Source organism: Peribacillus sp. NPDC060253, assembly GCF_042727425.1.
Taxonomy (GTDB): domain Bacteria; phylum Bacillota; class Bacilli; order Bacillales; family DSM-1321; genus Peribacillus.
Genome location: NZ_JBHXAS010000012.1, coordinates 1 through 25,826 on the forward strand (window position 1 = coordinate 1; position 25,826 = coordinate 25,826).

26 protein-coding genes are annotated in these 25,826 nt (G+C 42.2%); 16 read left to right on the forward strand and 10 right to left on the reverse strand.

The window, feature by feature from the left end:
* Window positions 1-311 precede the first annotated feature (311 nt).
* The 4 genes from ACFWE9_RS05050 to ACFWE9_RS05065 all read right to left on the reverse strand — a co-directional run bounded on the left by ACFWE9_RS05050 (window position 312) and on the right by ACFWE9_RS05065 (window position 4,878).
* Entirely contained in the window at window positions 312-704 is a 393-nt protein-coding gene (locus ACFWE9_RS05050; protein WP_377355864.1) for a thiol-disulfide oxidoreductase DCC family protein, read from the reverse strand.
* Between the two features lie 277 nt (window positions 705-981).
* Window positions 982-2,196 carry a Ger(x)C family spore germination protein gene (locus ACFWE9_RS05055; protein WP_377355866.1) on the reverse strand — a complete coding sequence of 405 codons (1,215 nt, stop codon included), beginning with the start codon at window positions 2,194-2,196 and terminating at the stop codon, window positions 982-984.
* Entirely contained in the window at window positions 2,180-3,283 is a 1,104-nt protein-coding gene (locus ACFWE9_RS05060; RefSeq protein ID WP_230159965.1) for a spore germination protein, read from the reverse strand. Before ACFWE9_RS05060 ends, ACFWE9_RS05055 begins: the two co-directional genes overlap by 17 nt.
* Before the next feature lie 26 nt (window positions 3,284-3,309).
* Complete coding sequence (locus ACFWE9_RS05065) at window positions 3,310-4,878, reverse strand: spore germination protein (protein WP_230159963.1); 1,569 nt, start codon at window positions 4,876-4,878, stop codon at window positions 3,310-3,312.
* Window positions 4,879-5,236: 358 nt separating this feature from the next.
* Between ACFWE9_RS05065 and ACFWE9_RS05070 the strand changes: the two genes are divergently transcribed.
* The gene (locus ACFWE9_RS05070) at window positions 5,237-5,755 is read left to right on the forward strand and encodes a histidine phosphatase family protein (RefSeq protein ID WP_230159961.1); all 519 of its coding nucleotides are present in this window, start codon (window positions 5,237-5,239) and stop codon (window positions 5,753-5,755) included.
* A 124-nt stretch (window positions 5,756-5,879) separates the two neighbouring features.
* On the opposite strand, the gene mleCBF is transcribed toward ACFWE9_RS05070, so the two are convergent.
* Entirely contained in the window at window positions 5,880-6,722 is an 843-nt protein-coding gene (gene mleCBF / locus ACFWE9_RS05075) for a CBF family alpha/beta fold macrolide esterase (RefSeq protein ID WP_377355869.1), read from the reverse strand.
* 699 nt (window positions 6,723-7,421) lie between these two features.
* On the opposite strand from mleCBF, the gene ACFWE9_RS05080 reads away from it, so the two are divergent.
* Together ACFWE9_RS05080 and ACFWE9_RS05085 are read left to right on the forward strand one after the other, a co-directional pair.
* Window positions 7,422-8,120, forward strand: a complete 699-nt coding sequence (locus ACFWE9_RS05080; protein ID WP_377355871.1) for a M15 family metallopeptidase — start codon at window positions 7,422-7,424, stop codon at window positions 8,118-8,120.
* Window positions 8,121-8,152: 32 nt separating this feature from the next.
* A complete protein-coding gene (locus ACFWE9_RS05085; protein WP_377355939.1) occupies window positions 8,153-8,317 on the forward strand; it encodes a peptidoglycan-binding domain-containing protein in 165 nt (54 codons plus the stop codon).
* A 301-nt stretch (window positions 8,318-8,618) separates the two neighbouring features.
* Here ACFWE9_RS05085 and ACFWE9_RS05090 read toward each other — a convergent pair whose 3' ends face one another.
* Window positions 8,619-9,131 (reverse strand): GNAT family N-acetyltransferase, encoded by a 513-nt coding sequence (locus ACFWE9_RS05090; protein ID WP_377355941.1) that lies wholly within the window; start codon window positions 9,129-9,131, stop codon window positions 8,619-8,621.
* A gap of 157 nt (window positions 9,132-9,288) precedes the next feature.
* Between ACFWE9_RS05090 and ACFWE9_RS05095 the strand changes: the two genes are divergently transcribed.
* From ACFWE9_RS05095 to ACFWE9_RS05145, 11 genes are all read left to right on the forward strand, one after another.
* Complete coding sequence (locus tag ACFWE9_RS05095; RefSeq protein WP_230159953.1) at window positions 9,289-10,770, forward strand: sigma-54 interaction domain-containing protein; 1,482 nt, start codon at window positions 9,289-9,291, stop codon at window positions 10,768-10,770.
* A 266-nt stretch (window positions 10,771-11,036) separates the two neighbouring features.
* On the forward strand, window positions 11,037-12,473 hold the full coding sequence (gene kamA / locus ACFWE9_RS05100; RefSeq protein ID WP_230160189.1) for a lysine 2,3-aminomutase: 1,437 nt from the start codon (window positions 11,037-11,039) through the stop codon (window positions 12,471-12,473).
* 2 nt (window positions 12,474-12,475) lie between these two features.
* Complete coding sequence (locus ACFWE9_RS05105) at window positions 12,476-12,742, forward strand: YokU family protein (RefSeq protein ID WP_230159951.1); 267 nt, start codon at window positions 12,476-12,478, stop codon at window positions 12,740-12,742.
* 66 nt (window positions 12,743-12,808) lie between these two features.
* A complete protein-coding gene (ablB, locus tag ACFWE9_RS05110) occupies window positions 12,809-13,672 on the forward strand; it encodes a putative beta-lysine N-acetyltransferase (protein ID WP_230159949.1) in 864 nt (287 codons plus the stop codon).
* A 13-nt stretch (window positions 13,673-13,685) separates the two neighbouring features.
* Window positions 13,686-13,916, forward strand: coding sequence for a ferredoxin (locus ACFWE9_RS05115; protein WP_377355873.1), 231 nt, complete (start codon window positions 13,686-13,688; stop codon window positions 13,914-13,916).
* A gap of 70 nt (window positions 13,917-13,986) precedes the next feature.
* The gene (locus ACFWE9_RS05120; protein WP_377355875.1) at window positions 13,987-15,354 is read left to right on the forward strand and encodes an aspartate aminotransferase family protein; all 1,368 of its coding nucleotides are present in this window, start codon (window positions 13,987-13,989) and stop codon (window positions 15,352-15,354) included.
* A 10-nt stretch (window positions 15,355-15,364) separates the two neighbouring features.
* Window positions 15,365-16,063, forward strand: coding sequence for a CoA transferase subunit A (locus ACFWE9_RS05125; RefSeq protein ID WP_290370613.1), 699 nt, complete (start codon window positions 15,365-15,367; stop codon window positions 16,061-16,063).
* Window positions 16,048-16,710 (forward strand): 3-oxoacid CoA-transferase subunit B, encoded by a 663-nt coding sequence (locus tag ACFWE9_RS05130; RefSeq protein ID WP_230159946.1) that lies wholly within the window; start codon window positions 16,048-16,050, stop codon window positions 16,708-16,710. Before ACFWE9_RS05125 ends, ACFWE9_RS05130 begins: the two co-directional genes overlap by 16 nt.
* 19 nt (window positions 16,711-16,729) lie before the next feature.
* Complete coding sequence (locus ACFWE9_RS05135; RefSeq protein ID WP_377355877.1) at window positions 16,730-17,911, forward strand: thiolase family protein; 1,182 nt, start codon at window positions 16,730-16,732, stop codon at window positions 17,909-17,911.
* Window positions 17,912-17,922: 11 nt separating this feature from the next.
* Window positions 17,923-19,248 (forward strand): peptidase, encoded by a 1,326-nt coding sequence (locus tag ACFWE9_RS05140; RefSeq protein WP_230159943.1) that lies wholly within the window; start codon window positions 17,923-17,925, stop codon window positions 19,246-19,248.
* Between the two features lie 159 nt (window positions 19,249-19,407).
* A complete protein-coding gene (locus ACFWE9_RS05145) occupies window positions 19,408-20,871 on the forward strand; it encodes an amino acid permease (RefSeq protein ID WP_377355879.1) in 1,464 nt (487 codons plus the stop codon).
* A gap of 193 nt (window positions 20,872-21,064) precedes the next feature.
* Here the strand turns inward: ACFWE9_RS05145 and ACFWE9_RS05150 are convergent, their stop codons facing one another.
* Window positions 21,065-22,009, reverse strand: coding sequence for an SDR family NAD(P)-dependent oxidoreductase (locus ACFWE9_RS05150; protein WP_377355881.1), 945 nt, complete (start codon window positions 22,007-22,009; stop codon window positions 21,065-21,067).
* Window positions 22,010-22,085: 76 nt separating this feature from the next.
* Window positions 22,086-22,601 carry a TetR/AcrR family transcriptional regulator gene (locus ACFWE9_RS05155; RefSeq protein WP_377355883.1) on the reverse strand — a complete coding sequence of 172 codons (516 nt, stop codon included), beginning with the start codon at window positions 22,599-22,601 and terminating at the stop codon, window positions 22,086-22,088.
* A gap of 183 nt (window positions 22,602-22,784) precedes the next feature.
* Between ACFWE9_RS05155 and ACFWE9_RS05160 the strand changes: the two genes are divergently transcribed.
* Together ACFWE9_RS05160 and ACFWE9_RS05165 are read left to right on the forward strand one after the other, a co-directional pair.
* Entirely contained in the window at window positions 22,785-23,426 is a 642-nt protein-coding gene (locus ACFWE9_RS05160; RefSeq protein ID WP_377355885.1) for a DUF7010 family protein, read from the forward strand.
* Window positions 23,427-23,671: 245 nt separating this feature from the next.
* Complete coding sequence (locus tag ACFWE9_RS05165) at window positions 23,672-23,989, forward strand: His/Gly/Thr/Pro-type tRNA ligase C-terminal domain-containing protein (protein ID WP_377355887.1); 318 nt, start codon at window positions 23,672-23,674, stop codon at window positions 23,987-23,989.
* Between the two features lie 93 nt (window positions 23,990-24,082).
* On the opposite strand, the gene ACFWE9_RS05170 is transcribed toward ACFWE9_RS05165, so the two are convergent.
* Window positions 24,083-24,700, reverse strand: a complete 618-nt coding sequence (locus ACFWE9_RS05170) for a hypothetical protein (protein ID WP_377355889.1) — start codon at window positions 24,698-24,700, stop codon at window positions 24,083-24,085.
* Window positions 24,701-24,984: 284 nt separating this feature from the next.
* A complete protein-coding gene (locus ACFWE9_RS05175; RefSeq protein WP_230161413.1) occupies window positions 24,985-25,611 on the reverse strand; it encodes a LysE family transporter in 627 nt (208 codons plus the stop codon).
* Between the last annotated feature and the right edge of the window lie 215 nt (window positions 25,612-25,826).

Below are 25,826 nucleotides of genomic sequence, written 5' to 3' on the forward strand. Positions count from 1 at the left end.
CGAATTACCCGAGTGATAAAGGTCTACAATAGTCTTCTTGAATTCATTATTATATTTTTTCCCTGTATTCTTACGTTCCAAGACGGACACATCCTCTCAAAAATCATTGTAAGGACTTAACTAAAATGTGTCCATGAAACTATACTAACTCTAATTACATTCAACATTACCCAAAACTTCTGTAGATGTTCGATTAGCCATTATTAAATCTTTATTGATCCTCCAAGTGAATCTTAAGTTTTTGATTTTCTTCCCCAAGTGCTATTTCTCCACGGTTTTTAATTAAATCATCATTGGTTTACAAAGCCTATTTATAAAAAGCGCTTTCGAACACTTGGCGATGGCAGCATACAGCTTTCTTCTTTCTTGCCGAACCATTTGTAACGGTTCTTGGCAATGAAGTCATAAACGCTGTTCCGGATGAAGCTTGGAACGATGATGAAGCCGTAAAACAATTTCCATGCCCCTTGTAAACGGCGGCAAATCCTCAAGGCTGCAGACGATTTATAGTAGGCCTTATCCTTTTCGATCAGTACCATACTATCTATATCTGCAGGAACATCGTACTTCTTCAGCAACTCTTGACCCGCCTCACTTTGAAGCGAAGCGTAATGAAAAAGCCCTTTCGGATCGCGCTTTATAATGAACTGGACACTCGAATCACAAAAGTTACATTCACCATCGAATAAAATGACCGGATTCATGAACATTCCTCCTATAGAGAGACGTTTATCATACTCATGCTTCTATCATACACTACCCGTTTTGGTAAGGCGAAAACGTGTCTCAAGTAATTGCTCGGAGATGGGTATAGAAGGGCCAGAAATCCTTTGGAACGAATATACACTTTTTACAGACTTAGAATCAATTAGGTCCAATTAAAGAAGATGTTTAGACATTTAGACATTATGTAGTCTGTTTGAACATCTTCTTTTGATCTTTTCATTTTTAGAAGGTCCAATCGTAATTAAGCTTGATGTCTCACTTCTTTGATCCTCCTGATGTTCCATAATCATTAATGGTTAATTTTACATTGTAGTTGATCGGAGTTTCACTAAAGGTTTGGTCCCAATCCTTTTTGACCTTCTTCCATACTTTAGGATTCTCAATTCGCAATCGATTTCCGAAGCCAGCAACGTCGACTTTGTATTCTTTTTGCATTTTTTCTAATACATTCCTCACCAAGCGTTTCACTTCTTTTTCAGATGATTTTTCTGCTTTTTTGAGAAATTCATTTTTAAAAGTATTTCCCGAAAGCACCCAATTTTCTGAAAGCCTTCCCACTGATTCAATGTTTACATCAAAAGAGATGTTGTTTCCTTTAACTCGAGGTATAATTCTGCTTTTCATGGTCTCTATCTCATACACAATCAGCTGACCGGTTTCTTTATAAAAGCTTTTCACTACACCGCCTTTCCCTTTACCTGTTATCCATGTTACGCCCTCCAGTTCTTCCTCATTCAAAAAACCAGTCATTTTGTGTGTCTTTCCATCGATCACGGCAGCTCCGGCAAATTTGACTTGCCCATTCGCTGATCGTACATTTTGCAACAGAAAACTAGATCCTGATTTGATCTTGCTTTCTACTTTAATATGCGACATGGGAGGCAAAATCCTCGTTGATCGATATGCATTTTCTACAATGCCAGCCAGACGAAACGCTGGAATTTCTCCTGCTTTCTTTGTTTCCAATGTCTTGCTTGCTCTTCCTTTACTGATGAGAACAAGACAGCTTGGTCTAACCTCACTTTCTCGAAAATTTTGATCAAGTAATTGTTCCAACTTATACGATTTTGCAAGACTTTCACTGATAACAACCACTTTCATATGGTGAGCGGTTACGGGTTGTTCACTTCTCAATGATATTTCACGAACCATTTGGTGGAAGGAATCTCCAGATTCGGAAACGTTAACATAAGATTTTTGTTGTGGTCCTGCTTGTTTCGTCGTTGAACTCGCTACCAGTGGAGTGATAAATTGATAGGTTGCAGTAATCAGGTTTCTTTTTGAATAACCCCCCCCTTGTTCGTTTAACTTTTTCTCGATGGAGGACTGCTTGCCTTTATCGAATGCCAAACCTATACCTAGACTTTGCTCTTCAATTTCATGACTGCTCCAACATCCTGTAAGGGATAAGAACAAAAAAACGGAGAGGGAAATGAAGAGGGGCCGTATCTTGCTATGTGTTTGTTTCATATTTTCCTCCCTTTATTCTTGAGATGATAAGCAGGAGAAGCGGGAGTAAACCAAATAAAAACAAGGCCATATTGCCGACGAAATCTCCTTGTTTAAATAGGTCATTGATATTTCTCGGTATCATGGCAATGATGTATAAAATCGGAAGTAAGCCAAACATGAATGGGTGAATGCTCTTTTTCGAAAGTTGAGCTAGCCCTAATGCAGCTGCATAGTAGGTTATGGTAAATGTGGCGAATATTTGCATAATCCAAACCACGAGCAATAAAGATTCAAACCGTTCAAAGATCAAGCCGGAGATTTCAAAACTTCGTATAAGATCAAGTGTCGGCCATGTTCTCATGACCACTCCATCAACAGATAATGCCCCGATAACCATTACGACCGTTATCACGTAAAAAATCAATGGAATGGAAACTCCAACAATCAGGGCTTTTACTGCTTTTTTTGGCTGATTCATAAACGGAAGAAGCAGTAACATGATTTCAGGCCCTGAAAAAGCGAGAGCCGTTGTTTTTACTCCTTTTAGTACAGGGATGATTCCTTCTCCTAATACCGGTCGCAGATTATCGATCTCAAATATTTTAATACTCATAAAGGTGACTACTAAAAAAAGGATAACTGTCAAAGGTAATATAATTTCAAAAAGACGGGCAATCGGGTTAATGCCGCCGATGATGAGATAAAGACTTACCCACATGAAAATCATAATAATTGCCCATGTAGGGGTACCTTCCAGAAGTAAATACTTTATTACTTCCGCCATTGCTCGTAGCTGAAATCCTGAAGTTGTAAGAAAATAACATATTACAACTAAACTGAGCAACCTCCCCACCCATTTTCCTACAATATCATTGATGTATTGATAAAAGGTCTTTTCTGGAAATTGTTGGCTTAATTTAACCATGATCACCCCCGCGATTATGGCGATAGCCCCGCCTAAAATAACACTTATCCATACATCTGGTGTATGTACCTTCTCCGTAGATGATCTGGGGAGGGTGAGTAATCCTGTGCCGAGTATAAAGTTGATGACAATGACAGCTGCTTGAGGAGTTGTAATTTTGTCTTTCGGACTGAGAATCATTCTTTAACCACCCTTTCACCGATAGGTTATCCTTTACGTATGGGGTTTTTTGTATGCATCATCTTTGGACGGCGTTTCATCATCATAAGCGGCATGCGAACCATCAGGTCTTTCCATTCACTTAAGCGATAAGGAACGGCTGGACTTAAAAAAGGTACACCAAAGCTTTTTAATTTCACTAAATGGCTGGCCATGAAAAGAAAAAAGAGAATGACCCCGTATAATCCAAATGTGGCAGCACATAGCATTGCAGGAAAACGAAGAATCCGTATTGTAAACCCAGCACTATATTGCGGAATGGAAAATGATGAAATAGCGGTTAACGCTACTACAATGACCAAAACAGGGCTAACGATCCCGGCCTGTACAGCAGCTTCCCCGATGATTAAACCGCCGACGATTCCCATTGCTGGACCGATTGGCTTAGGTAAGCGCAGTCCTGCTTCCCTCAAAATTTCGATGGATATTTCCATGAATAATGCTTCGATAAGTGCCGGAAACGGAACCCCGGACCTGGTTCCTATAATGGAGATGGCCAGTTTGGTCGGAATCATCCCTGAATGAAATGAGATAAAAGCTATATACAAAGACGGGGTAAAAAGAGCTAGAATAGCTGCGAGGTAACGAAGCATTCGTATGAATGTGCCAGGAATCCACCTTTCATAATAATCTTCTGGTGATTGCAACATCATGCTTAAGGTAACCGGAGCGATCAAAGCAAAGGGCGTACCATCTAATAAGATGGCCACTCGACCTTCCATCAAAGCAGCGATCACGCGATCCGGACGCTCTGTATTCTGTACCTGCGGAAAAGGGCTAAGGTAATTATCCTCGATAAGTTGCTCTACATAACCTGATTCAGGCACACTATCCATATCGATTTTCTTAATTCGGTTTTCTACCTCTTGAACTAATTCGGGATCAACAATATCTTTTATGTAAGCGACAACCAAGTCTTTTTTTGAACGCTTTCCTACTTGGAATTTTACTAATGATAAATTCTCAATTTCACCACTACCCCTTAAAAAGGATGTATTATCACTCAATGATTCAGTGAAACCGACCCGTGGGCCTCTGACTAATGCCTCTGATACCGGCTCTTCAATTGTCCTTGTTTTAAGTTTTGTAGTTCCAAGGATTAACGCATTCAATGATCCATCCATTATAAGAGCGGTAGAGCCTGTTAGTACTTTTGATGTAAACTCTTTAATGGAACGAACTTCCTCCACTTCACTAATGGATAACACTTCATTTTTTATAAACTCTTTTGAAATGCCTCCTTTGAGGTAAGGAAGGTCCTGTTTATATTCTGCTGAAAAATCAACCATCAATGATGGCATAATATGCTTATCAATGAGGTCTTTATCCGATAGTCCGTCCACAAAAATGATAATGGACCTTATACCTGTACGCCCTAAATTAAATTCCCGAAAATGCACATCCCAATTATGGCCAATTTCTTGCTTGACCATTTCAAGATTTAAAATGAAATTATCTGTAAACTGACCCGTTGTATCTTGGGAGGTAGTTGCTTCTAGTTTGTCATTATTAGTAACTTTCCCTTTTTTACCAATCTTTGATATCCACTCTTTCATTATCTTCACTCATCCTTTGAGGTACGTAGCAAAATAAACAATTTGCTGATTAGAAACGGAATAAAAAACGCAATAAAAGCTTGTATAAAAACCTGCCATTCTGGAAGGTAGGAAACAATCGTTTTCCACATTTTCATCACCCTATACTTGTTTCAGATAGCAGATAAAATCTGTAAAATTCCTTTATTTCTCAAATAGTATTAATATCTTCTGCGTTTCTTATGCAATGAAGTTAAAAGCAATATTTAATGCAGGATTTTAATTGGTAACAAATACTCGGTTTTTATTCTTTTAAAGGTTTTATTAAAGTTGAATAGAATTACTAATTTGGATAAATAAACAAAATTGAGGTGTTATCATGCAGATACTATTAATTCGACATGGTGAGTCAGAAGACGATTTTCTAGAAGAAAATTACGAAGGAACTACAGATTTACCACTAACTAGTAAGGGAGTTGAACAAGTAGAAAAAATGTGCAGACGTGTATTAGAAGAGTTTCCACCAGAATTCATATGGTCAAGTACCTTGCTTCGGGCTAGTAAAACTGCCGAAACTTTATCGAATACTATCAAATGTCCAGTAACATTCTTAGATGAGTTGCGAGAGATGCAAGATTTGGAGAGTAAATTTGATTTTACATTACGAGCTCAAAATGTACTTTCCTATATTAGAGAAAACAGTGCAAACTATAAAAGAATTGCTGTTGTATCCCATGGGGGGATGATTACAAAACTAATTGAAAGTTTTCTTCAATTTCCACACGAAATTAATGATGTGTGGTTCAATTCTAATAATACAGGTATACATCTTCTTGAGTATACCGAACATCCATATAAACTTATTAGATTTTTAAACAGTACCACGCATTTGAATTAACCAATGAAGTAAAGGAAGCCCCATTTCTCGTTTGTAACTCTGAGAAAGGGGGCTTTTATTAGGGTTATTCATCTTCCAAATTGCAGCCGTCTTACATAATGGCTAAATTTTTCGACTGATTCTTTTATTGCGAACTAAGCTTTATAACTGAATCTATAATTTCGTCCCAGTCTTCACTATGAATCTCATGCCCTGATCCATCAAGAGTAACTAATTCAGCATGAGGGATGGCTTTCGCAAGAGCAAGACCGTGCTCGTATGGCAGGGCTGGATCTTCTGTACCATGAATAATGAGGACAGGTACGCTGATCTCATCCATTCTATCGTAATATACGTCTCCTCCTTGCAGCATGGCATGATTAAACCTGCTCGGTAGCTGTTTGGCACGGTCCGCCTCTCTTTTTGCCAGTTTATATATTCTTTCCTGCTCATAATGTTTGGAACCGGCTAAAGTTTTCCATCCATCCGCAAGATAGGGAATGACCGCCTCCCGATTTGACCAATCTAAGGAAGCACTTTTCGCATGGTAATCCAGTATGCTCTGGTCCATCGGAGGCAGTTTTTCCATCACAGTCCCGAACACACTTGATGCAATTAGCGTAAGCGTAAATACGCGTTCCGGATATCTCAAGGCAAGTATCTGGCCGATCAAACCGCCTAGGGACATTCCAACGATATGAGCCTGCTCTATGGAATAAGCGTCAAGGACACCCGCGGCATCGTCAGCCATGTCCGTTATTGTATAGTTGGAAGTTCCGGGCTTATAAACGGTCGATCGCCCCAGATCCCGATGATCATACCGAATGACAAACCTCCCCTGATCAGCGAGGCGAAGACAGAATTCCTCATCCCACCAGTCTAATGAAGACATCGCTCCCATGATCAAAAGCACAGCAGGGTCCTTAGAGTCTCCAAAACTTTCTGTACATATATCCACTTTATTTATTTTCAGTATCTGTTCACTCATGTTATTTACCTCCGTATTAAATATTATCTAATGCGCAGATCAATAAATTTTTTCCGGAGCATGATGGGCCTGCCCCTTTAATTATCGTAGTCTAACCCACTTAATAATCATGACGAGGCCTCCTTTTATATTTGTAAAATGGAAAATATCCCAATACTTATTACTGTAACATGTGGAAATACCTTGTACCACCAAAATTTTCCACATTATACTGATATTCAACTATTCATTTTCTATGCGAGTGCCTATAAAACAAGACATTATGAAAAATTCTCCTTCTTTTATAAAAAAATTTCTAAAAACGCCTTTTTTAACATGCCCGTATAGTCCATAGCGAACGAAATAAGACCACAATAAGTGGTCTGAGTTTGTAGACAAAAGGGGTTCCAGCTAAATTTTAAAAAAAGTTTATTGGAACGGAAGGTACGAGACTCCTGCTTAGAAAAGCGCGTCCAAGGGAGACCCCGCGGAAAGCTAGTGCCTGGAGTGGGAACGCAACGGTCAAATGTTAAAAACCTAAAAAAAACTGTAGACAAACTTAATTATTATCGAGTTTATCTACAGTCTAAGACCACAACAAGTGGTCTCTTTTATTTGTTCAAATATCAACAATAATGTGAAAGCTTTTCCATGCATGCTACTTTTCCGATAAAAAAGCTTATATAAAGTCTGAAAGGGAACTTAAAAGGAGGGATTAGGGTGACAGTGGCATTACGAACATTATTGAATCGATCAGTGAAAAAGATGGGCAAAGGGATGGATCAAGTGGTGAAGGAATCAGCATTAGAAATGGTGGAACGTGCTTATAATGAAGGGATTTATGTACAGATAAGTGCGGGTCATCGCTCTTTTGAAGAACAAGCTGTGCTTTATGGTCAAGGACGAGTTTATAGCTACAATGGAAAAGATTATAGTAATCTAGCTAAACCTAAAGTGACAAACGCAAAGCCAGGCCAATCTTATCATAATTTTGGACTCGCTATTGATTTTTTTCTTGTGAGTGATGATGGGAAGAACGCAATATGGACAATGAATGCAAAGTGGCAGCGTGTGGCTGCTATAGGCAAAGAGTTAGGATTTAACTGGGGAGGGGATTGGACTTCATTCAAGGATTATCCTCACTTGGAGATGACGGGCGGGTTATCCCTTACACAGTTACAGGCAGGGAAAGACCCTCAACTTACCTTTAACCTCGAAGAAACTGAACTATCAAAGACCAGCAAAGGAGATGGCCATATAATTTTTATTCAAAAAGCGTTAAATAGCCGGTATAAAGCGGCACTTGCTGTGGATGGGGTTAATGGTCCTAAAACTCGATCGGCCCTTATAAAAAGTTTAAAAAGCTTGCTGTTGATGGAAAATGGGGACCCAAAACGAAGGCGGCGATCGTCCCCGTAAAAAAGGGCGCCACCTGCAATATCACATGGATCCTGCAAGCAGCACTATATATGGAAGGATTTAACCCCGGACCCCATGACGCAAAATTCGGAAAAAATACTGAGGCGGCATTATTTAATTTCCAAAGAGCAAGAAAGATTTCTGCAGATAAAAAGGCAGGTAAACAAATATGGAATGAATGGTTTGCTAGAAAATGAGAACAATAACATCTAATGTGAAACGTGAATGTTCGCGGATTGACATCTTAGCCGATCTCACCCCGATTAATTCGTCCTAAATCGAGATAATTCGACCTACCCCGGGAATTATTTGGCCCACGCGGAAATAATTCGACCTAAACCCAAAATATTTAGACTTTCCCGGGAAATAATTCACCTAAAACCGGCATAATTCGACCTACCACGGAATATTCCGTCCTACACCCTGATTATTCCTTCCTAAAATGAAATAATTCGTCCTACACCTCGATTAATCCGACCCACGCCCCAATAATCCGACCTAAACAATTTCCAAGCGCCAATCATTGCATCGCATAAAGCTTCCTGGAGGGTATTCGAATTCACATTCAGAGAGGCGTGTGAAGTCCAGCTTGCGGCAAATTGCATTGGAAGCAGGATTAGTGACGGACGGGAATGCGTGAATATATTTGTATTTTCGTTCGGCTTTGATTTTGGCTATGAGAGCCTTCACGGCAATGGATGCGATTCCTTTCCCCTGATAGGAAGGGAGGACACTCCAGCCGACTTCGTACACATTTTCATTATTCCGTACGGTTTGCCAGTAGCCAACGGAACCAACTGTTTCTGCCTCTGGAAATAGGATGATGCTATACATACATCCCTTATCCTCAAGCTGAAGATATCGTTGATGGCGTTTCAGAATTTGTTCTTTACTTTCTGGACCACCTAGATGCTCCATCATTTCTGGGATATTTAGTTGAAAAAGTAAATCAAGGTCCTTATCATTCCAAGGTTTAATTTCTATCCTGGTTTCTTTCGTTCGTTTTGAAATCCCAATCACCCCTTTCGTTTCATTTTTTCTATTTAAACTTTCTTTGAAGATAGTGGATTTACCTTTATTTTTAGGAAAATTTTGGTTTTTAAATTATTCAAGATAAAGAGATGAATAGTTCCCATTAAATGCTATAATTTACAGGTGATTCTATCAAATGGCAGAGAACGGAGATGAAGAAATGAAATCTTCAGTAAATCAGTTTTCCACTCAATTTGAATGGATATTGAATGTGATCAATGTGGGTGTCCATATCGTGAATAAAGATGGGGATACCGTATTCTACAATGAAATGATGGCACATATCGACGGGCTTGATCGGGAGCAGGTGTTGGGTGAGAATATCTTTTTGCTTTATCCTTCATTGACTGATGAATCCAGTACGCTGCATGTAGCCTTGGATAAAGGCATCGAAACGATTGAGTCCATTCAAACGTATGTCAATTTAAAAGAGAAAAAAATAACTTCCATCAATAGTACGTATCCGTTATACGAGGACGGTGAAATTATTGGGGCAGTGGAAATCGCAAAGGATATTACCAAGGTCATGAACATGTATGATCAAATTGTTGATTTGCGTTCCCAGCTGGTTGAGACCCATAAGAAAAATAAGTTCTTTGAAGGGACGGCGACCTATCATTTTAGTGATTTAATCGGTAGCAGCCCGGCTTTTCAGCAAGCGGTTTCATTGGCGAAAAAAGCGGCTCGTACACATTCACCGGTGATGATTTATGGACCGACGGGGACAGGAAAAGAACTGGTCGCTCAAAGTATACATAATGTAAGTGCTCAGCGAAATCAACCATTCATTGCGCAAAATTGTGCGGCTGTTCCAAAGGAATTGATGGAGGGACTGCTGTTTGGCACGACAAAAGGGGCTTTTACCGGAGCGATGGACCGGCAGGGTATTTTTGAACAGGCAAATGGCGGTACATTGTTTCTTGATGAATTGAATAGCCTTGACCTTGGCCTGCAGGCAAAATTGCTGCGAGTGCTGCAAGAAGGTGAGGTACGCCGTGTTGGAGGATCGAAGGAGCAAAAAATTAATGTGAAAATCATTGCTGCGATGAACATCTCTCCAGACGAGGCGTTAGAGCGTGGAATCATTCGCTCGGATTTATTTTTTCGTTTGAATGTCGTGACGATCCAAATGCCCTCTCTCTTGGAGCGTAAAACGGATATACCGGAAATCGTCGATCACTTTATTCGGAAATTTAACAAATCATTCTTTTCAGAAGTACGCGGAGTCAGCCAAAAGGCAATGCAACGGCTTCTTCAATATTCTTGGCCTGGAAACATTCGTGAACTGGGACATGCCATCGAGTTGGCATTTAACGTCATGGATGCGGGGGAGGATATGATTGATGAGCATCATCTTCCTGCTTATCTCTTCCCTTCAGGAAAATATTCTGCCTCAAGTGCGCAGAGCCCCCAACCTCCATTAAAAAATAAGATTGATTTACCGGTCGTTCTTGAAGAGATGGAAAGGGAAATGATCATCAATATGTTTGAGAAATATAACGGGAATATCAGCAAAACAGCTGAGGCCCTCAATATTAAAAGACAGGGATTACAATATAAGTTAAACAAGTACGGTATTGAAAAAGTTTATGCGGCAGGATCAAAGGAATCAAAATGAATGGAAAGCGCCATCATCAACTAAATAAGGAGGTACTTGAAGAGGGCTCTCGTGTATAGAGACCCTCTTTTTTCAATGATTAGCCTGGCGCAAAGAATCTGGCTGCAAAATATTAGGCATAACGAAAAATTTCTTGCGTTTTTATTTAGTGAAAATCTCTTTTTCCTTTGTTTTCCCTAGTTGAGGATGTTGGCATCATTCTTGCGAGTAGATATATATAAGTTCTTAAGAATATTGGGGGGGAATTATTAATGAATTTGATGGGAATGGATGTAAAACATAAAGAATACCTTGGTGGACGCAGACATTATAATGAGATCGAACTGTGGAAGGATGTAAAGGAAGAGCAGTGGAATGATTGGATTTGGCAGTTGACCAATACGATTAAAACATTGGATGATCTGAAAAAAGTCGTCAACTTGACACCGGATGAAGAGGAAGGGGTCCGTATTTCGACCCAAACGATTCCATTGAACATTACGCCATACTATGCATCTTTGATGAATCCCGATGATCCTCGCTGTCCGATTCGTTTACAGTCGGTACCGCTTTCGGCAGAAATGAATAAGACCAGATATGATTTGGAAGATCCGCTGCATGAGGATGAGGATTCACCTGTTCCAGGCTTGACGCATCGTTATCCGGATCGCGTGCTTTTCCTTGTAACGAACCAATGCTCGATGTACTGCCGCTATTGTACGCGCCGCCGTTTCTCAGGTCAGGTTGGCATGGGCGTTCCAAAGAAGCAGCTGGACGGGGCGATTGAATATATCCGGAATACTCCGGAAGTGAGGGACGTGCTGATCTCTGGAGGAGACGGCCTGTTGATCAATGATAAGATTCTCGAATACGTATTGAGTAACTTACGTGCCATCCCGCATGTAGAAATCATTCGGATCGGCACACGTGCACCAGTCGTTTTCCCGCAGAGGATTACGGAAAATTTATGTAATATTCTGAAAAAATACCATCCAATTTGGTTAAATACGCATTTCAATCATTCACTTGAATTGACGGATGAAGCGAAAAAAGCATGTGATATGTTGTCGATGGCCGGCGTCCCGCTTGGTAATCAGGCTGTCATCCTAGCTGGTATCAACGATAGTGTCCATATCATGAAAAAGCTTATGCATGACTGTGTTAAAGCAAGGGTAAGACCTTATTACATTTATCAATGTGATTTATCTGAAGGAATCGGCCATTTCCGGGCCCCGGTTTCAAAAGGATTGGAAATCATTGAAGCGCTGCGCGGCCATACATCAGGATATGCGGTGCCAACCTTTGTGGTGGATGCTCCTGGCGGAGGCGGGAAGATTGCGTTGACTCCGAATTACCTTCTTTCGCAAAGTCCGGATAAAGTCGTTTTACGGAACTTTGAAGGTGTCATCACTAGTTATCCAGAGCCGAAGAATTATGTTGCCGGCAGTGCAGATGCTTACTTTGATGAAGTGTATGGTACTGAGGACAGGAAAGAAGCCGTCGGTATTTCCGCTCTCATGACGGACGAGAAATTCAACTTAGTGCCAGAGGGCCTTCGTCGTCTTGACAAGAGAAAAGCATATGAAAGCACTGATGAACATGCTTCCTTGAAGGATCGCCGTGATAAAAGGGATGAAATGAAGGAAAAATTAAGGTTATCCCAAGAAAAAAAGAACGCCATGGTCGCAAGTGGCTCGGTGAAAACTGAAGGCAAGGAGGAATAAAGATGGATTGCTTGTGGTGTAATGCGCCTAACGTTGAAGAAAGCGAAATGAAGGATTGCTACTGGATCATGCCTGATGGGAAACGCTCCATAAAAGTCCTTCAAGTTCCAGCAGTGAATTGTCCGGAATGTGGAATCTATGTGTCTGATTCGATGAATCAAAAGGTGGATGAATCCTTATCCATATATGATGTGAGTGAATATCCTGATGAGTTTACGTATGATCAGCTTCTTCAGGCGCCTGTTAAGCAAATATTCAATTGGAAATAGAATGCCGGGAGAAGCAGATGTTATGCATCTCTTCTCCCGAATTCATTAAATAAGGGGGGGGACATGATGCCTGTTCAAAAGCTGCCTTTTTTCACCCAAATGGAATCTGGGGATTGTTATACGATGGAACTGTATCATGATCATGCCAATCAGCGTTTACGTTTGGATGATTATCGGGGGAATTTCAAAAAAGCTGTGACTCATGCGCTTGCCATCGCACATGAGCAGGGCTTTACAAAAGTGATACTTAAAGCACGACAGGAAGATTTATCTGCTGCATTGGCTCACGGATTCATGCTGGAAGGAATAATGAGCAGATATTTCAAAGGGAATGATGCCTATTGCATGGCCTTCTATTTAACGGATGAAAGGCGAACAAGCGACTTTTGGGTGAAGGAAGATAAAATCATCCAAGATGTAAGTAGGGTTCCTAGACTGATGGAAAATCAGCAAATACCTGAGAATTATACACTACGGTTCGCTACGGATGAAGATGCACACGAGCTGGCAATTTTATATAGTACTATTTTTGAAACCTATCCTACACCGATGAATGATGAGCGATATATCAAAAAAGTGATGGAAGAAGGTACGATCTTCAGTGTTATCGAATATGAAGGAACCATCGTAAGCGCTGCATCCGCGGAAGTGAATGAAATGTATCATAACGCTGAATTAACAGACTGTGCAACACTTCCCAATCATCGTAAGCATGGTTTCATGAAAGTGCTCATCTCCGCATTGGAACAAGAGCTGATCAGGAAAAATATTTATTGTTCGTATTCATTGGCACGATCTTTGTCAATGGGCATGAACGCCGTTTTTCACCAGCTTGGTTATGAATACGGAGGCAGATTAACGAAAAATTGCAATATTTGGGATAAGTATGAGGACATGAATATTTGGGGTAAAGATTTATCTTTCAAGTAGGAGGATTTTTTCTATGGCTAAATACACATGGGTTGATAAGGAAACCTGTATTGCGTGCGGGGCATGCGGTTCAACAGGTCCTGAAATTTATGATTATGACGATCAAGGGATCGCTTTCGTCATCCTGGACGATAATCAGGGGATTGCCGAAGTTCCTGAAATCCTGCATGATGACATGCAAGATGCTATGGAAGGCTGCCCTACAGAATCGATCCTGATTCAGGGTGAACCTTTTAGTTGGTAAACTGGTTTTGGAAATTAATTGATTAATAGAATAATGCACAGTGGGTACGAACGTTAAAAGGAGAGATGACATGACACGCAATTATTTGATTAAGCCTACTTTAGATCATGACTATCCCACTATCTCTCATGGGAATGGAATTTATCTTTATGATATAGATGGAAAGCAGTATATAGACGGTTCATCAGGAGCGGTCACAGCGAGTATTGGCCATGGTGTATCAGAGGTTGTCGAGGCAATGACGGAGCAGGCCCGCAAAGTTTCTTTTGCCTATCGCTCTCATTTTACGAGTGAAGCCGCAGAGGCATTGGCCAAAAAGCTAAGTGAGTTGGCTCCCGGGGATTTGAATTGGTCATTTTTCGTGAATAGCGGATCGGAAGCGACCGAAACGGCGATGAAGATCGCGATTCAACATTGGCAAGAAAAAGGATATGAGCGAAAAAATCGTATCATCTCCAGATGGACGAGTTATCACGGGATTACGATGGGCGCTTTATCGATGTCCGGCCATGTGCCAAGAAGAAAGCGTTTTGTTCCGCTATTGGAGGATTTCCCTAGCATATCTGCTCCCTACTGCTATCGCTGTCCTTATAATAATGAAACTTCCGGATGCAAGCTTCAGTGTGCAAATGAACTGGAGACAGCCATTCAAAGGGTCGGCTCCGAGAATATCGCCGCCTTCATCGCAGAGCCTATAATCGGGGCATCCGCTGGTGCTGTAACACCGCGGGATGGCTACTATCAAAGGATTAAAGAAATCTGCGAAAACTATGATATTCTCTTTATCGCCGATGAGGTCATGACGGGAATCGGACGGACAGGAAAAATGTTCGCGATGGAACACTGGGGAGTCACTCCTGATATCATCGCATTGGGTAAAGGCATGAGCGCAGGCTATACGCCAATGGCAGCCACAATGGTTACTGACCGTGTCATGGAGCCCATTATAAAAGGCTCGAAATCAATCATGGCTGGACACACATATAGTGCAAACCCTCTATCTGCTGCCGTTTCATTGGAAGTGCTTTCCTACATTGAGGGAAATGAACTATTTCAGGCTGCGGAAGAGAGAGGTCAATATCTGTTTAAGAAGCTGCAAGCGTTGGCTGGAAAATTCGATATCATTGGTGATGTAAGAGGGAAAGGACTTCTCCTTGGACTTGAGTTTGTCTCCAATCGGCTAACGAAAAAGCCGTTCGACTTGCAAATCGGCCTGACTACAAGGCTTGTCAATAAGGCTTTTGCGAAGGGGTTGTTGATCTATCCTGCTGCAGGTGCGATTGAAGGAATTGCTGGTGATGCGGTTATCTTATCTCCGCCATTGGTCATTACGAATGAAGAAATCGATTGCCTCGTCAAGATACTGGAAGCTTCCCTTGAAGAGTTGCAGCATGAACTGCACGCGGAAGGTTTGATTGAGGACATGCAGGCTATTTAGGAGGAACGGTATGAAGCAGGCCATTACGAAGAAAAACAAAATTGTGACCATGGAAGAAGCATTGGAGCATATTTCCGATGGATGCACGCTCATGTATGGTGGATTTGGCGGCGTGGGAACTCCTCCCACGCTCGTACAGGGTATCCTTGCCAAGGGCGTTAAGGAACTGACATTGATTGGCAATGACACTGGATTCCCTGATATCGGCATTGGTCGGCTTGTCACTGCTGAAAGGGCAAAGAAAGTCATCGCCTCACATATCGGATCCAATCCTAATGCCGGCAGGCTCATGACTGAAGGGAAGCTGCAGGTGGAATTTTCACCGCAAGGTACATTAGCTGAACGGATTCGTGCCGGCGGTGTAGGCTTGGGCGGGATTTTTGTCGATGTCGGGATTGGCACGATAGCCGAAGACGGCAAGGACAAAATGGTAATCGACGGAAAAGAATTTTTGGTGGAAACCGCTTTGACCTCTGAAGTGAGCATCGTTTATGCCAAAAAGGCAGATTCGTTGGGGAATTTAGTGTATGACAAGACTGCATGTAACTTCAATCCGCTGGTGGCGATGGCTGGAGCCTTCACGATTGCGGAAGTGGAAGAAATCGTTCCTGCGGGAGAATTGGATCCGGAATGTATTGCCACACCAGGCATTTATGTAGATATGGTGATTCCGACAAAAGGGGTGAATTGGAAATGGGCATGGCAGTAGATGTACGAAATCGCATCGCGAAACGCGCTGCCAAGGAAATCCATGATGGATTGATCGTCAATTTAGGCATCGGCATCCCTACCTTGGTGGCCGACCATATACCACAAGATATCCATGTGCTGTTCCATGCGGAAAATGGAGTTCTCGGTACAGGTCCAAGTCCAGATCCGGGGAAAGAAGATCCTGCCCTCTGTAACGCAGGGGGTTTCCCGATCACCACTGTAATGGGAGCTTCATACTTTGACAGTGCAACTGCATTTGGGATGATCCGGAAAGGATATATCGATATTACGATACTTGGTGCCTTGGAGGTTAGTGAAAAGGGAGATCTTGCGAATTGGATCGTTCCAGGTAAGCGGGTTCCTGGGATGGGCGGAGCGATGGAGCTTGCCCAGAAAGCCAAAAAGGTGATCGTCTTGATGAATCATGTGAATAAGCAGGGTGAATCGAAGATATTGAAGACATGTACCCTTCCATTGACGGCAAGGCAGAGTGTGGATGTAATCATTACGGATATGGCTGTCATGGAAGTTACCGAAGAAGGATTGGTGCTGAAAGAAGTCATGGCGCCATATACCGTGGATGATGTGCTAAGGAATACGGAGGCAACGTTGAAAATCCATGCTGCTGTCAACACCATTGAATAGGTAAGAGGAGGAAAAAAGCATGAATGAGGTTGTCATCGTTGCTGGAGCGCGAACTGCAGTTGGATCCTTTGGAAAATCACTCCGGAATGTTAAAGCTACCGAATTGGGCCGTCAAGTATTGGAAGGTTTAATGGAGAATTCAGGGTTAGGTAAAGAAAAGGTCAATGAAGTGATTTTCGGACATGGCTATGTCCAAGGAGGCGGACTTAACTCGGCCCGAATTTCGTCGCAGATGGCATGTTTCCCACACAGTGTCCCAGGCCACGTTGTAATCAAAGCATGTGGATCAGGTTTAAAGGCTATTACCAACGCTGCTTTAACGATCGCTGCTGGTCAAGAAGACGTAATCATTGCCGGCGGAGTGGAGAGCATGAGCAATGTGCCTTATATCGTGAAAAATAGATGGGGCGGTAAATTTGGAAACGTAACGATGGAGGATGCTCTGCTGGCAGATGGATTAATATGTTCCTTGGGTAATGAGCATATGGGAATAACTGCCGAGCGCTTGGCTGAAAAATACGGTATCCATCGTGAAGATCAGGATCAATTTGCTTATCAAAGCCACAGGAAGGCTTGGAAAGCTATAGTAGAGGGTCGCTTTGATAGAGAAATTATTTCGCTTAAAATCAAGGATCGAAAAGGACTTCAAATCTTCAACCATGACGAAGGGGTACGCGGAGACATTCATCTCGATCAACTAGCCAGTCTTCCAGCAGTATTCAAAAATGAAGGAACCATTACGGCAGGAAATGCCTGTCCTATGAATGATGGAGCTGCAGCTGTACTATTAATGTCCAAGCAGCAAGTAGAAGAAAAGGGATTAAAACCGCTCTTGAAAATAAAGGCTTTCGCCAGTGCAGGAGTTGAACCTGGAGTTATGGGGATTGGACCCGTACCAGCGACTCGAAAGGCATTGGAAAAAGCAGGTCTATCGTTAGAGGATATCGGACTGTTTGAACTTAATGAGGCCTTTGCTGCCCAAGCACTTGCAGTGATCAAGGAGTTAGATTTGAATCCGGATATTGTCAATGTCAATGGAGGGGCAATTGCACTAGGTCACCCTGTAGGAGCAACAGGTGCAAAATTGACAGTCACACTGATGCATGAAATGTTGCGTTCACAAGTTAAGTACGGAATGGTAACGTTGTGTATGGCAGGGGGAATGGGACTTTCAGTAATCTATGAGAATATGTGTAATTAAGGAGGATTAATGTGCCGGATATAAAAAAACGGATTAACCAATGGATCAAGGATCATCGGGAAGAAGGAACAGACCTGTTACAAAGAATGGTACAAGCCCCGAGTACGCAAGGAAATGAAGCAGGGGCGCAAGCCATCGTCGCCGAAAAACTGAAGGAAATGGATTTGCAGATTGATAGCTGGGAACCTGATGGGGGAGAGCTGAAAAAGCATGACTATTTCTATTCTCCGCGAAATGACTTTTCCAACAGTCCCAATGTGGTGGGAATCATGAAAGGAACTGGAGGCGGCCGTTCGATTATCTTGAACGGACACATCGATGTGGTTCCGGATGGAGATCGTGATCAGTGGGATGACGATCCATATAGTGGGACAATAAAGAATGGGAAAATGTTTGGACGCGGCGTAACTGATATGAAAGGGGGCAATGTATCCCTGATTCTTGCCATGCAGGCATTGAAGGAAAATGGCATCCGTTTAAAAGGAGATGTCATTTTTCAAAGTGTGATTGAAGAAGAAAGCGGCGGGGCAGGAACATTAGCAGCCGTCCTTAGGGGATATAAAGCCGATGCTGCCCTTATCCCTGAACCGACGAATATGAGGATTTTCCCGAAACAGCAGGGTTCCATGTGGTTCCGGATCCATGTTAAAGGGCGGTCAGCGCATGGCGGAACTAGGTATGAAGGCGTTAGTGCGATTGAAAAAAGCATGACCGTGATCAATCACATTCGAACTTTGGAAGAAAAGCGAAATGCACGTATCAGTGATCCGCTTTATCAGAACACGCCTATTCCGATCCCAATCAATCTAGGTGTCATTGAAGGTGGTAATTGGCCATCATCCGTTCCCGACCTTGTAAAGATCGAAGGGAGGATGGGCGTTGCACCGGAGGAGACGATGGAGCAGGCGAAGAATGAAATGGCGGACTGGTTATTGCAGCTGAAAGAAAGGGACGAATGGTTCAAGGAACATCCGCCCGAATTGGAATGGTTTGGGGCACGCTGGGTTCCAGGGGCAATTGATGCAGAGCATGAATTGATGAATGCGCTCATCAATCAATACCGGCAAGTGGAAGGGCGAGACCCGGTCATTGAAGCCTCTCCATGGGGAACGGATGGGGGATTGCTGACACATGTCGGTGAAACGCCTGCCATCGTTTTCGGGCCTGGAGTAACCGAGGTTGCCCACTATCCAAATGAATACATCTTACTGGACAATGTGTTCTCGACAGCAGAGATCATTGCCCTGACTTTAATTCAATGGTGTGGAATGGAAACTGAACAGGACGAGCCATATTCAGATAATAAAAGACTGACGATACCGAATGATGCGGGTTAATCCTTATGTCCGGTAATGATTTTCCTTAGTTGAAATATAGTCTTCCGCAATGCGATTGTGGAAGACTATTCATCTCTATTGACCTCTGCTCTGGTAAGACAAATATCTTTTACTATTTCCTGAACTTTTAACTTTAAAAGAAAATGAGGTAGGAACCATATGGACATGAATCTCATTAATAATCAAGAACCGACAGTTAAAAGGAAACTGAAAGCCAGGCATATGACCATGATTGCCATTGGGGGTTCAATCGGTACTGGATTATTTCTGGCAAGCGGGGCAACCATCCAAAGTGCTGGACCCGGTGGTGCCCTAGCTGCATATGCCTGTATTGGAATCATGGTTTATTTTCTTATGACGAGCTTAGGGGAAATGGCGACGTACATGCCTGTATCGGGATCATTTTCTACCTACGCCACACGCTTTGTAGATCCCGCATTCGGATTTGCACTTGGCTGGAATTATTGGTTTAACTGGGCAGTCACCCTCGCCGTGGAAATAGCTGCAGCTGCCATCATCATGAAATTCTGGTTCCCGGATGTGCCAAGCCTAATATGGAGCGCATTATTTCTTGGAATCGTTTTTATCCTCAATGCTTTATCCATTAAAAGCTATGGTGAATCAGAATACTGGTTTGCTTTAATAAAAGTCGTAGCCATCATTTTCTTTATCATTATTGGATTATTGACGATTTTAGGGGTGTTTGGCGGAAAGGTGATTGGATTTGAAAACTTCACAATGGGGGAGGCACCATTCAAGGGAGGATTTTTATCGATCATCAGTATCTTTCTAATAGCGGGATTTTCTTTTCAAGGCACGGAACTGGTTGGAATTGCTGCCGGGGAAAGTGAGAATCCAGAAAAAAATGTTCCGAATGCGATCCGCCAAGTATTTTGGCGCATCCTCTTGTTTTACATCGGGGCCATCCTGATACTCGGCCTCTTGATTCCATATACAAGTCCAAGTTTGCTGAACGGGGATGTCGAAAACATTTCTGTAAGCCCTTTCACGCTCGTTTTTGAGCGGGCTGGGTTTGCATTCGCGGCATCCGTCATGAATGCGGTGGTGTTGACTTCCTTACTATCCGCAGGAAACTCGGGGCTTTATGCATCAACGCGGATGTTATGGTCGATGGCGAAGGATAAACAAGCTCCCAAATTCCTGGCGAAAGTCAACCGCAGGGGGATCCCGATGAATGCCTTGATTCTCACGGCATTAATTGGCGGGCTAGCCTTCTTGACCTCCATTTTTGGGGACCACGTATTCACATGGCTATTGAACGCATCAGGGCTAACCGGCTTTATCGCCTGGATTGGAATTGCCATAAGCCATTATCGCTTTAGACGGGCCTATGTCGCACAGGGCGGTGACTTGAACGAATTGAAATATAAAGCAAAATGGTTTCCATTCGGTCCGATTCTTTCATTCGTCCTTTGCATGGGTGTCATTGCAGGGCAGAATTATGAAGCATTCATAAAGGGAAGCATTGACTGGTATGGCGTCGCTGTCTCCTATATCGGGTTACCGTTATTCCTGGCGATATGGCTAGGATACAAGGTGTATCATAAGACCAAATTAATCTCATTGAAAGATTGTCAATTTGATAAATCAGATGTAGCTTGATATGAAGGACAAAAAACCTGAGATTCCCTATTGGGCTCAGGTTTTTTTATGGAGATTTTTATGGAAATTCAGTTATATCTCCGAAAATAGGAATATATCGGCGAAAATCCAGTTATATCTGCGAAAGTAAGAATATATCGACGAAAATCGCAATTATATCTCCGAAAATAAGAATATATCGACGAAGCGACAATTATCTCATTAAAAGTCGCAGTGTTTCTTCCAGCCCTTCTTTGTATGGCGTTTTAGGAATGGGGCCGATGCGGTTTTCATATTTTTCTCCATTCAGGATGAATCCTTCTTTGGTTAAATACATGATTTCCACTACTTCTTTCATGAAAGGGTTGAACAAGCCGAGTATCTGAATGATGTTTTTAGTAAGTGGAAGGACCATCTTTTTCTGTCCCGTTACCTGACGGGCAATTTGGATGATTTCGTTTCCGGAAATCAGACCAGGCCCAGGGATGTTCCAATTCTCTCCATAAGAGTCGTCTTTTTCTGCTATTTCCACGATCATTTTTGCGGCATCCGGTAAGTAGACATATTCTCTTGGTGTTTTTAAGTCCCCGATAAAGACGGTCGTTTTATTCGCAGCGAGCCCATCCAAGGTAGGCTGAAGGTAGGAGTTCTGTGAGGTGGCACCATAATAGTCGGGCAGCCTGACTATCAATGCTTTGGCATTTTCCCATTTTTGGCTGAAAATGAGCTTCTCGAATTCCACTCTGATTTCCCCTTTTTTTGTATGTGGCTGTTTTGGATGGCTTTCATTTCCTTTCGCCACTTGATGCCCATAGACATATATCCCATCCACAATGACAATCTTTTTACCTAAAATGTCGGCTGCTTTCATTACACTTTCCCCAAGTGAAAGGAGTTTCAAAGCCATCTCTTGATAGGGAACGTTGGCACATTGGAAAATGACTTCCGCATCTTCGGCAGCCTCGACAATGGCTTTGTAATCAAAGATGTCACCCATTCTGCATGATAATTGTTGCGAATGACCATGCTGTTTCATTAATTGCTCAAGCTTACTCTTTGAACGCCCGAAAGCGATGACTTCTTTTCCCTTGGATAACAATTCCGATACAATGACTTGGCCTGATCCACCGGTTGCTCCTAATACAATAGCTTTCTTCATATCTTTCATCCCCTTTTTATTTATTGATCAATCACTAAATAAATGTCCAAAATAAGAAACCGATGAAAATCGGTCCTTACCTGCCCCCGCCATCTATAAGCTCTGGCATATTGATGAAGTGGGAAATATTACAGAGTATCCCCCTTGCCAGGAAGGTGGACACTTGTTCCTCGGCATTCGGAATTCCAGCAGATTGAAATTTTTCCAGTGTGTGATTTCTAATGCTTGCTAATCCTAATCGAGTAGAGTTTCTAATTGCGTCTTCCGTTACTGAAAGTCCTATGACCTGCAGGGCAATTTCATTGGGATTGGACTCAGTCAATTCTTCATATACCTTGATCATATCGTTAACAAGGTCTTCTGGTTCTGCTTCAATTTCAAAAGCTTGCAGGATCCTTTCATATGCTCGATCGAGAGCGGCTACGAATAGCTCCTCTTTAGTTTTAAAGAATTTAAACACATATGGCTGGGATATGCCGGCTTTTTCTGCAATTAAGGCGGTCGTTGTATTGTAATAGCCTTTATCTGCAAAAACCTCCAAACCAGCTTCCAGAATGTCATCTTTTCGATTCTCTTTTTTTGGTCTGGCCATCTGTATCCTCCATACTTTAATTAATTAGTGATTAATCAATCACTAATTAATTAACATAATATCGCAGCATGGTAATTTTTGCAATAGAGTATTTAAATCATTTTTTTGCAGCTGAATAATTGGGGAAGGTGTGCAATACTATTATCTATGTACGATAATATTGTGGATGAAAGGAAACTGATGATGCAAACCTCAAGACTCATTTCGAAAGAGGCGTTTCGCGGTTCTGGAATTGGAGTCATTTTCATGGCTTTCTTCGGTACGCTGTGGGCAGGTATCGGTGTAATGGGATTGCAGGGGTGGGGGTTTCCTTACGTGGAGCTCGCTGCCATATTCGTAGGAATCATAATGGTTATAGGCGGCATTTCATTAATTCATGCATCACAAAAAATGTCCAATCAAGTCTCAGAAAATGGGGCTAGGCGTTTGAAGCGAATCGGATTCTGGTTTAATATGGTCTTCATTGCCGAAGCATTGCTGATTGGGGCAGCCATTGCCATCTGTAACATAATCGATCAGACCGATCTAATACCGGGTGTCATCGCCATTATTGTAGGGATTCATTTTTTACCTTTGGCGTCACTTTTCCAAATCAGGATTTACTATGCAACAGGAGTGCTTCTCTGTTTATTGGCACTTGTCACATTGTTTATTGTGCCAGCGACTGTCATGTTTGGGGAGCACCAAATCATTGCACCGTTATCCATACTCGGCTTTGGATGCGCGCTAATTCTGTGGACCACTGGACTTTCGTTATGGCTTAGCGTAAAGAATTCCGAGGGATTGTTTGTAAGTCATATACAAGATGAAGATCATCAAGGCTAAATCACATGAGGACCACATACAAAAAAACCCGTTATCGCGGACGGGTTTTTTAATTTTTCATCCGGGTTAATAACCTGACAATTTGAAATGGTTCATTCCAAACCAGAATGAAACTTAAAAGGAAGAATACAGCCACGGCCAAAAATTTCGTCTTGCCTTTTTCATTTTTATACATGGCCCCGAAACTGCAAACCATACCCATAAGTAACGCACCGAATCCTGAGATCATAAGCAGCCCGGAGGCTTTGGGTAATGCAAGTGAGCAGCAAAATGATAGTGTGCCAAACATGGCAAATAGGATAGACCAATTGCTTAAACTTTTCATAGCGACTCCTTTTTTACTAATTATACCAATTTCATGGGTACTAGAGATAGTATTAAATAATGAAAAATTTCCTCCGGTCGTCATTCATCGTGTCCCATACATGCTGGTCCTTGAAGATAAAGAAGAGAAAGAAAATGAAGTGAATGTCCGGAAATACGGGGAACAAGAAGTTAAAAATGTCACAATAGGAACGTTTATCAAGAAGATGGTCCAGCAAATAAAAGAACGCAGCATCTAACTAGAAAGCAGCTTAATGGGGACTCACGAGTAAAGGCCCATTGGATTAGGTTTGGATAAAAAAAGACAGCCGGATAAATCGGCTGTCTTTTTTCTATCTACAAACCCATACCCAGCCAACGCCCTGAACGAAATGCTGAAAACAGTTACCGCCATGACCGCCACCACCTTGGCCGCCGCCATGACCGCCGCCACCTTGGCCGCCACCACCTTGGCCGCCACCACCTTGGCCGCCACCATCTTGGCCGCCGCCACCTTGGCCGCCACCACCTTGACCGCCGCCACCTTGACCGCCGCCACCTTGGCCGCCGCCACCTTGGCCGCCGCCACCTTGACCGCCACCACCTTGGCCGCCGCCACCGACAGGGCAGGTTAAGCCTAGATATTGTAATCCAACTATATCCGTATGATGAACCTCATTTGGGATGCCACCTTCGAGTATCTGTACCATACCTGTAGCATCATTGATTCCCATTAAAATAAAGGTGTGCTCGGTGTTACCCCAAAAACCTTTGAAACAATGACCTTGTCGGCCAGCGTTTAAATGGCTCTTAATTGTTGCTACTGGAACGAGTGTTTGTATTGGTAGCCTATCATCATAATAAGGCAGTCTGTCATCATAATAAGGCAAACTGGCATAAGAATTATCGTAATAATATGGAACATTATAATATGGATCATTATAAGAGTAATAACCGTAATTATTATACATTCAAGAAATCCTCCCTTTGTGTTTACCCTTTCAGACTATGAACAAAGGGGGATTAGTGTCCGACATGGACAAAGGTGGACAATAAAATAGGCGGCTTAGAATGCGAAACTCACGAGTAAAGCACCCAAACTCACGAGTAAAGCATCCAAATTCACGAGTAAATGCTTAGTTTAGAATTTTTATAAAGGCTAGATTGGGTTTGAAGGAAGATTTTTAGTTCATAATCCTGATAAAGATTAAAAAAGGCCTCTAGTGGGGCTTTTTTTCTTTCGATTAGTCGATCTTTATGTAAATAAAACCTTGGCTGCTTGTATGGCAAAGTAAATGCCAACGCCTATAAGTGATATTCCTGAAATGACTGAAATGCCAATAAGAATGGGCCTCGATAAAAACCGTCTGAAGGTACTGGCGGTGATGGCCATTGTGGTATCCCATGCTAAGAGGCCGAGAAGGATGGCTGAACTGTATAAAATTATATGATGAAAATCATATTTTGTTGCGGTGTTTGCAAGAATGGATCCATAAATCCCCAGCCAAAACATAATGGATAAGGGATTCGAGAGGGACATGATGAATCCTGATAAAAATGAAGAAATGTGGGAATCCTTCGCTTTCCGTGCCTGAACTTCTATCTTACCCGCGCTAAGAAGGCTTTCAATGCCAATATAGGTCAAAATGAAAAAGCCAAAAAGCCATAAAAATGTCTTCATGAAGGAGTTATCCAAAAAGTGAACGACCCCATAATAGACGAGGGCAATATAGACTGCATCCGCTAAAATGGCACCCAAGCCAAAAATCCAGGCATGCCAAAAGCCTTTCTTGATTCCTTTGTCCAATTGAGCAGCATTAATGGGACCGATAGGAGCTGCTAGCGATAAGCCTAATAATACATAGCTGAAAAAAGCACCCAAATCATCACCTCATCATTTGATACATTTACTTATTTGAATGTATTCAAACAAATGGACTTGTACCACTTTTTTTGGAATGGAAAAAGTGCCATTCATTTTCATAAGTAACAGTTGAATAAATCTTTCAGCCCTACAACATATTAAATAAAGACATCTAAAAATCAATGCAAGTCGAATAAGTATTCATTTTTTTTTGCCTTTGTATGTTGGCGGTG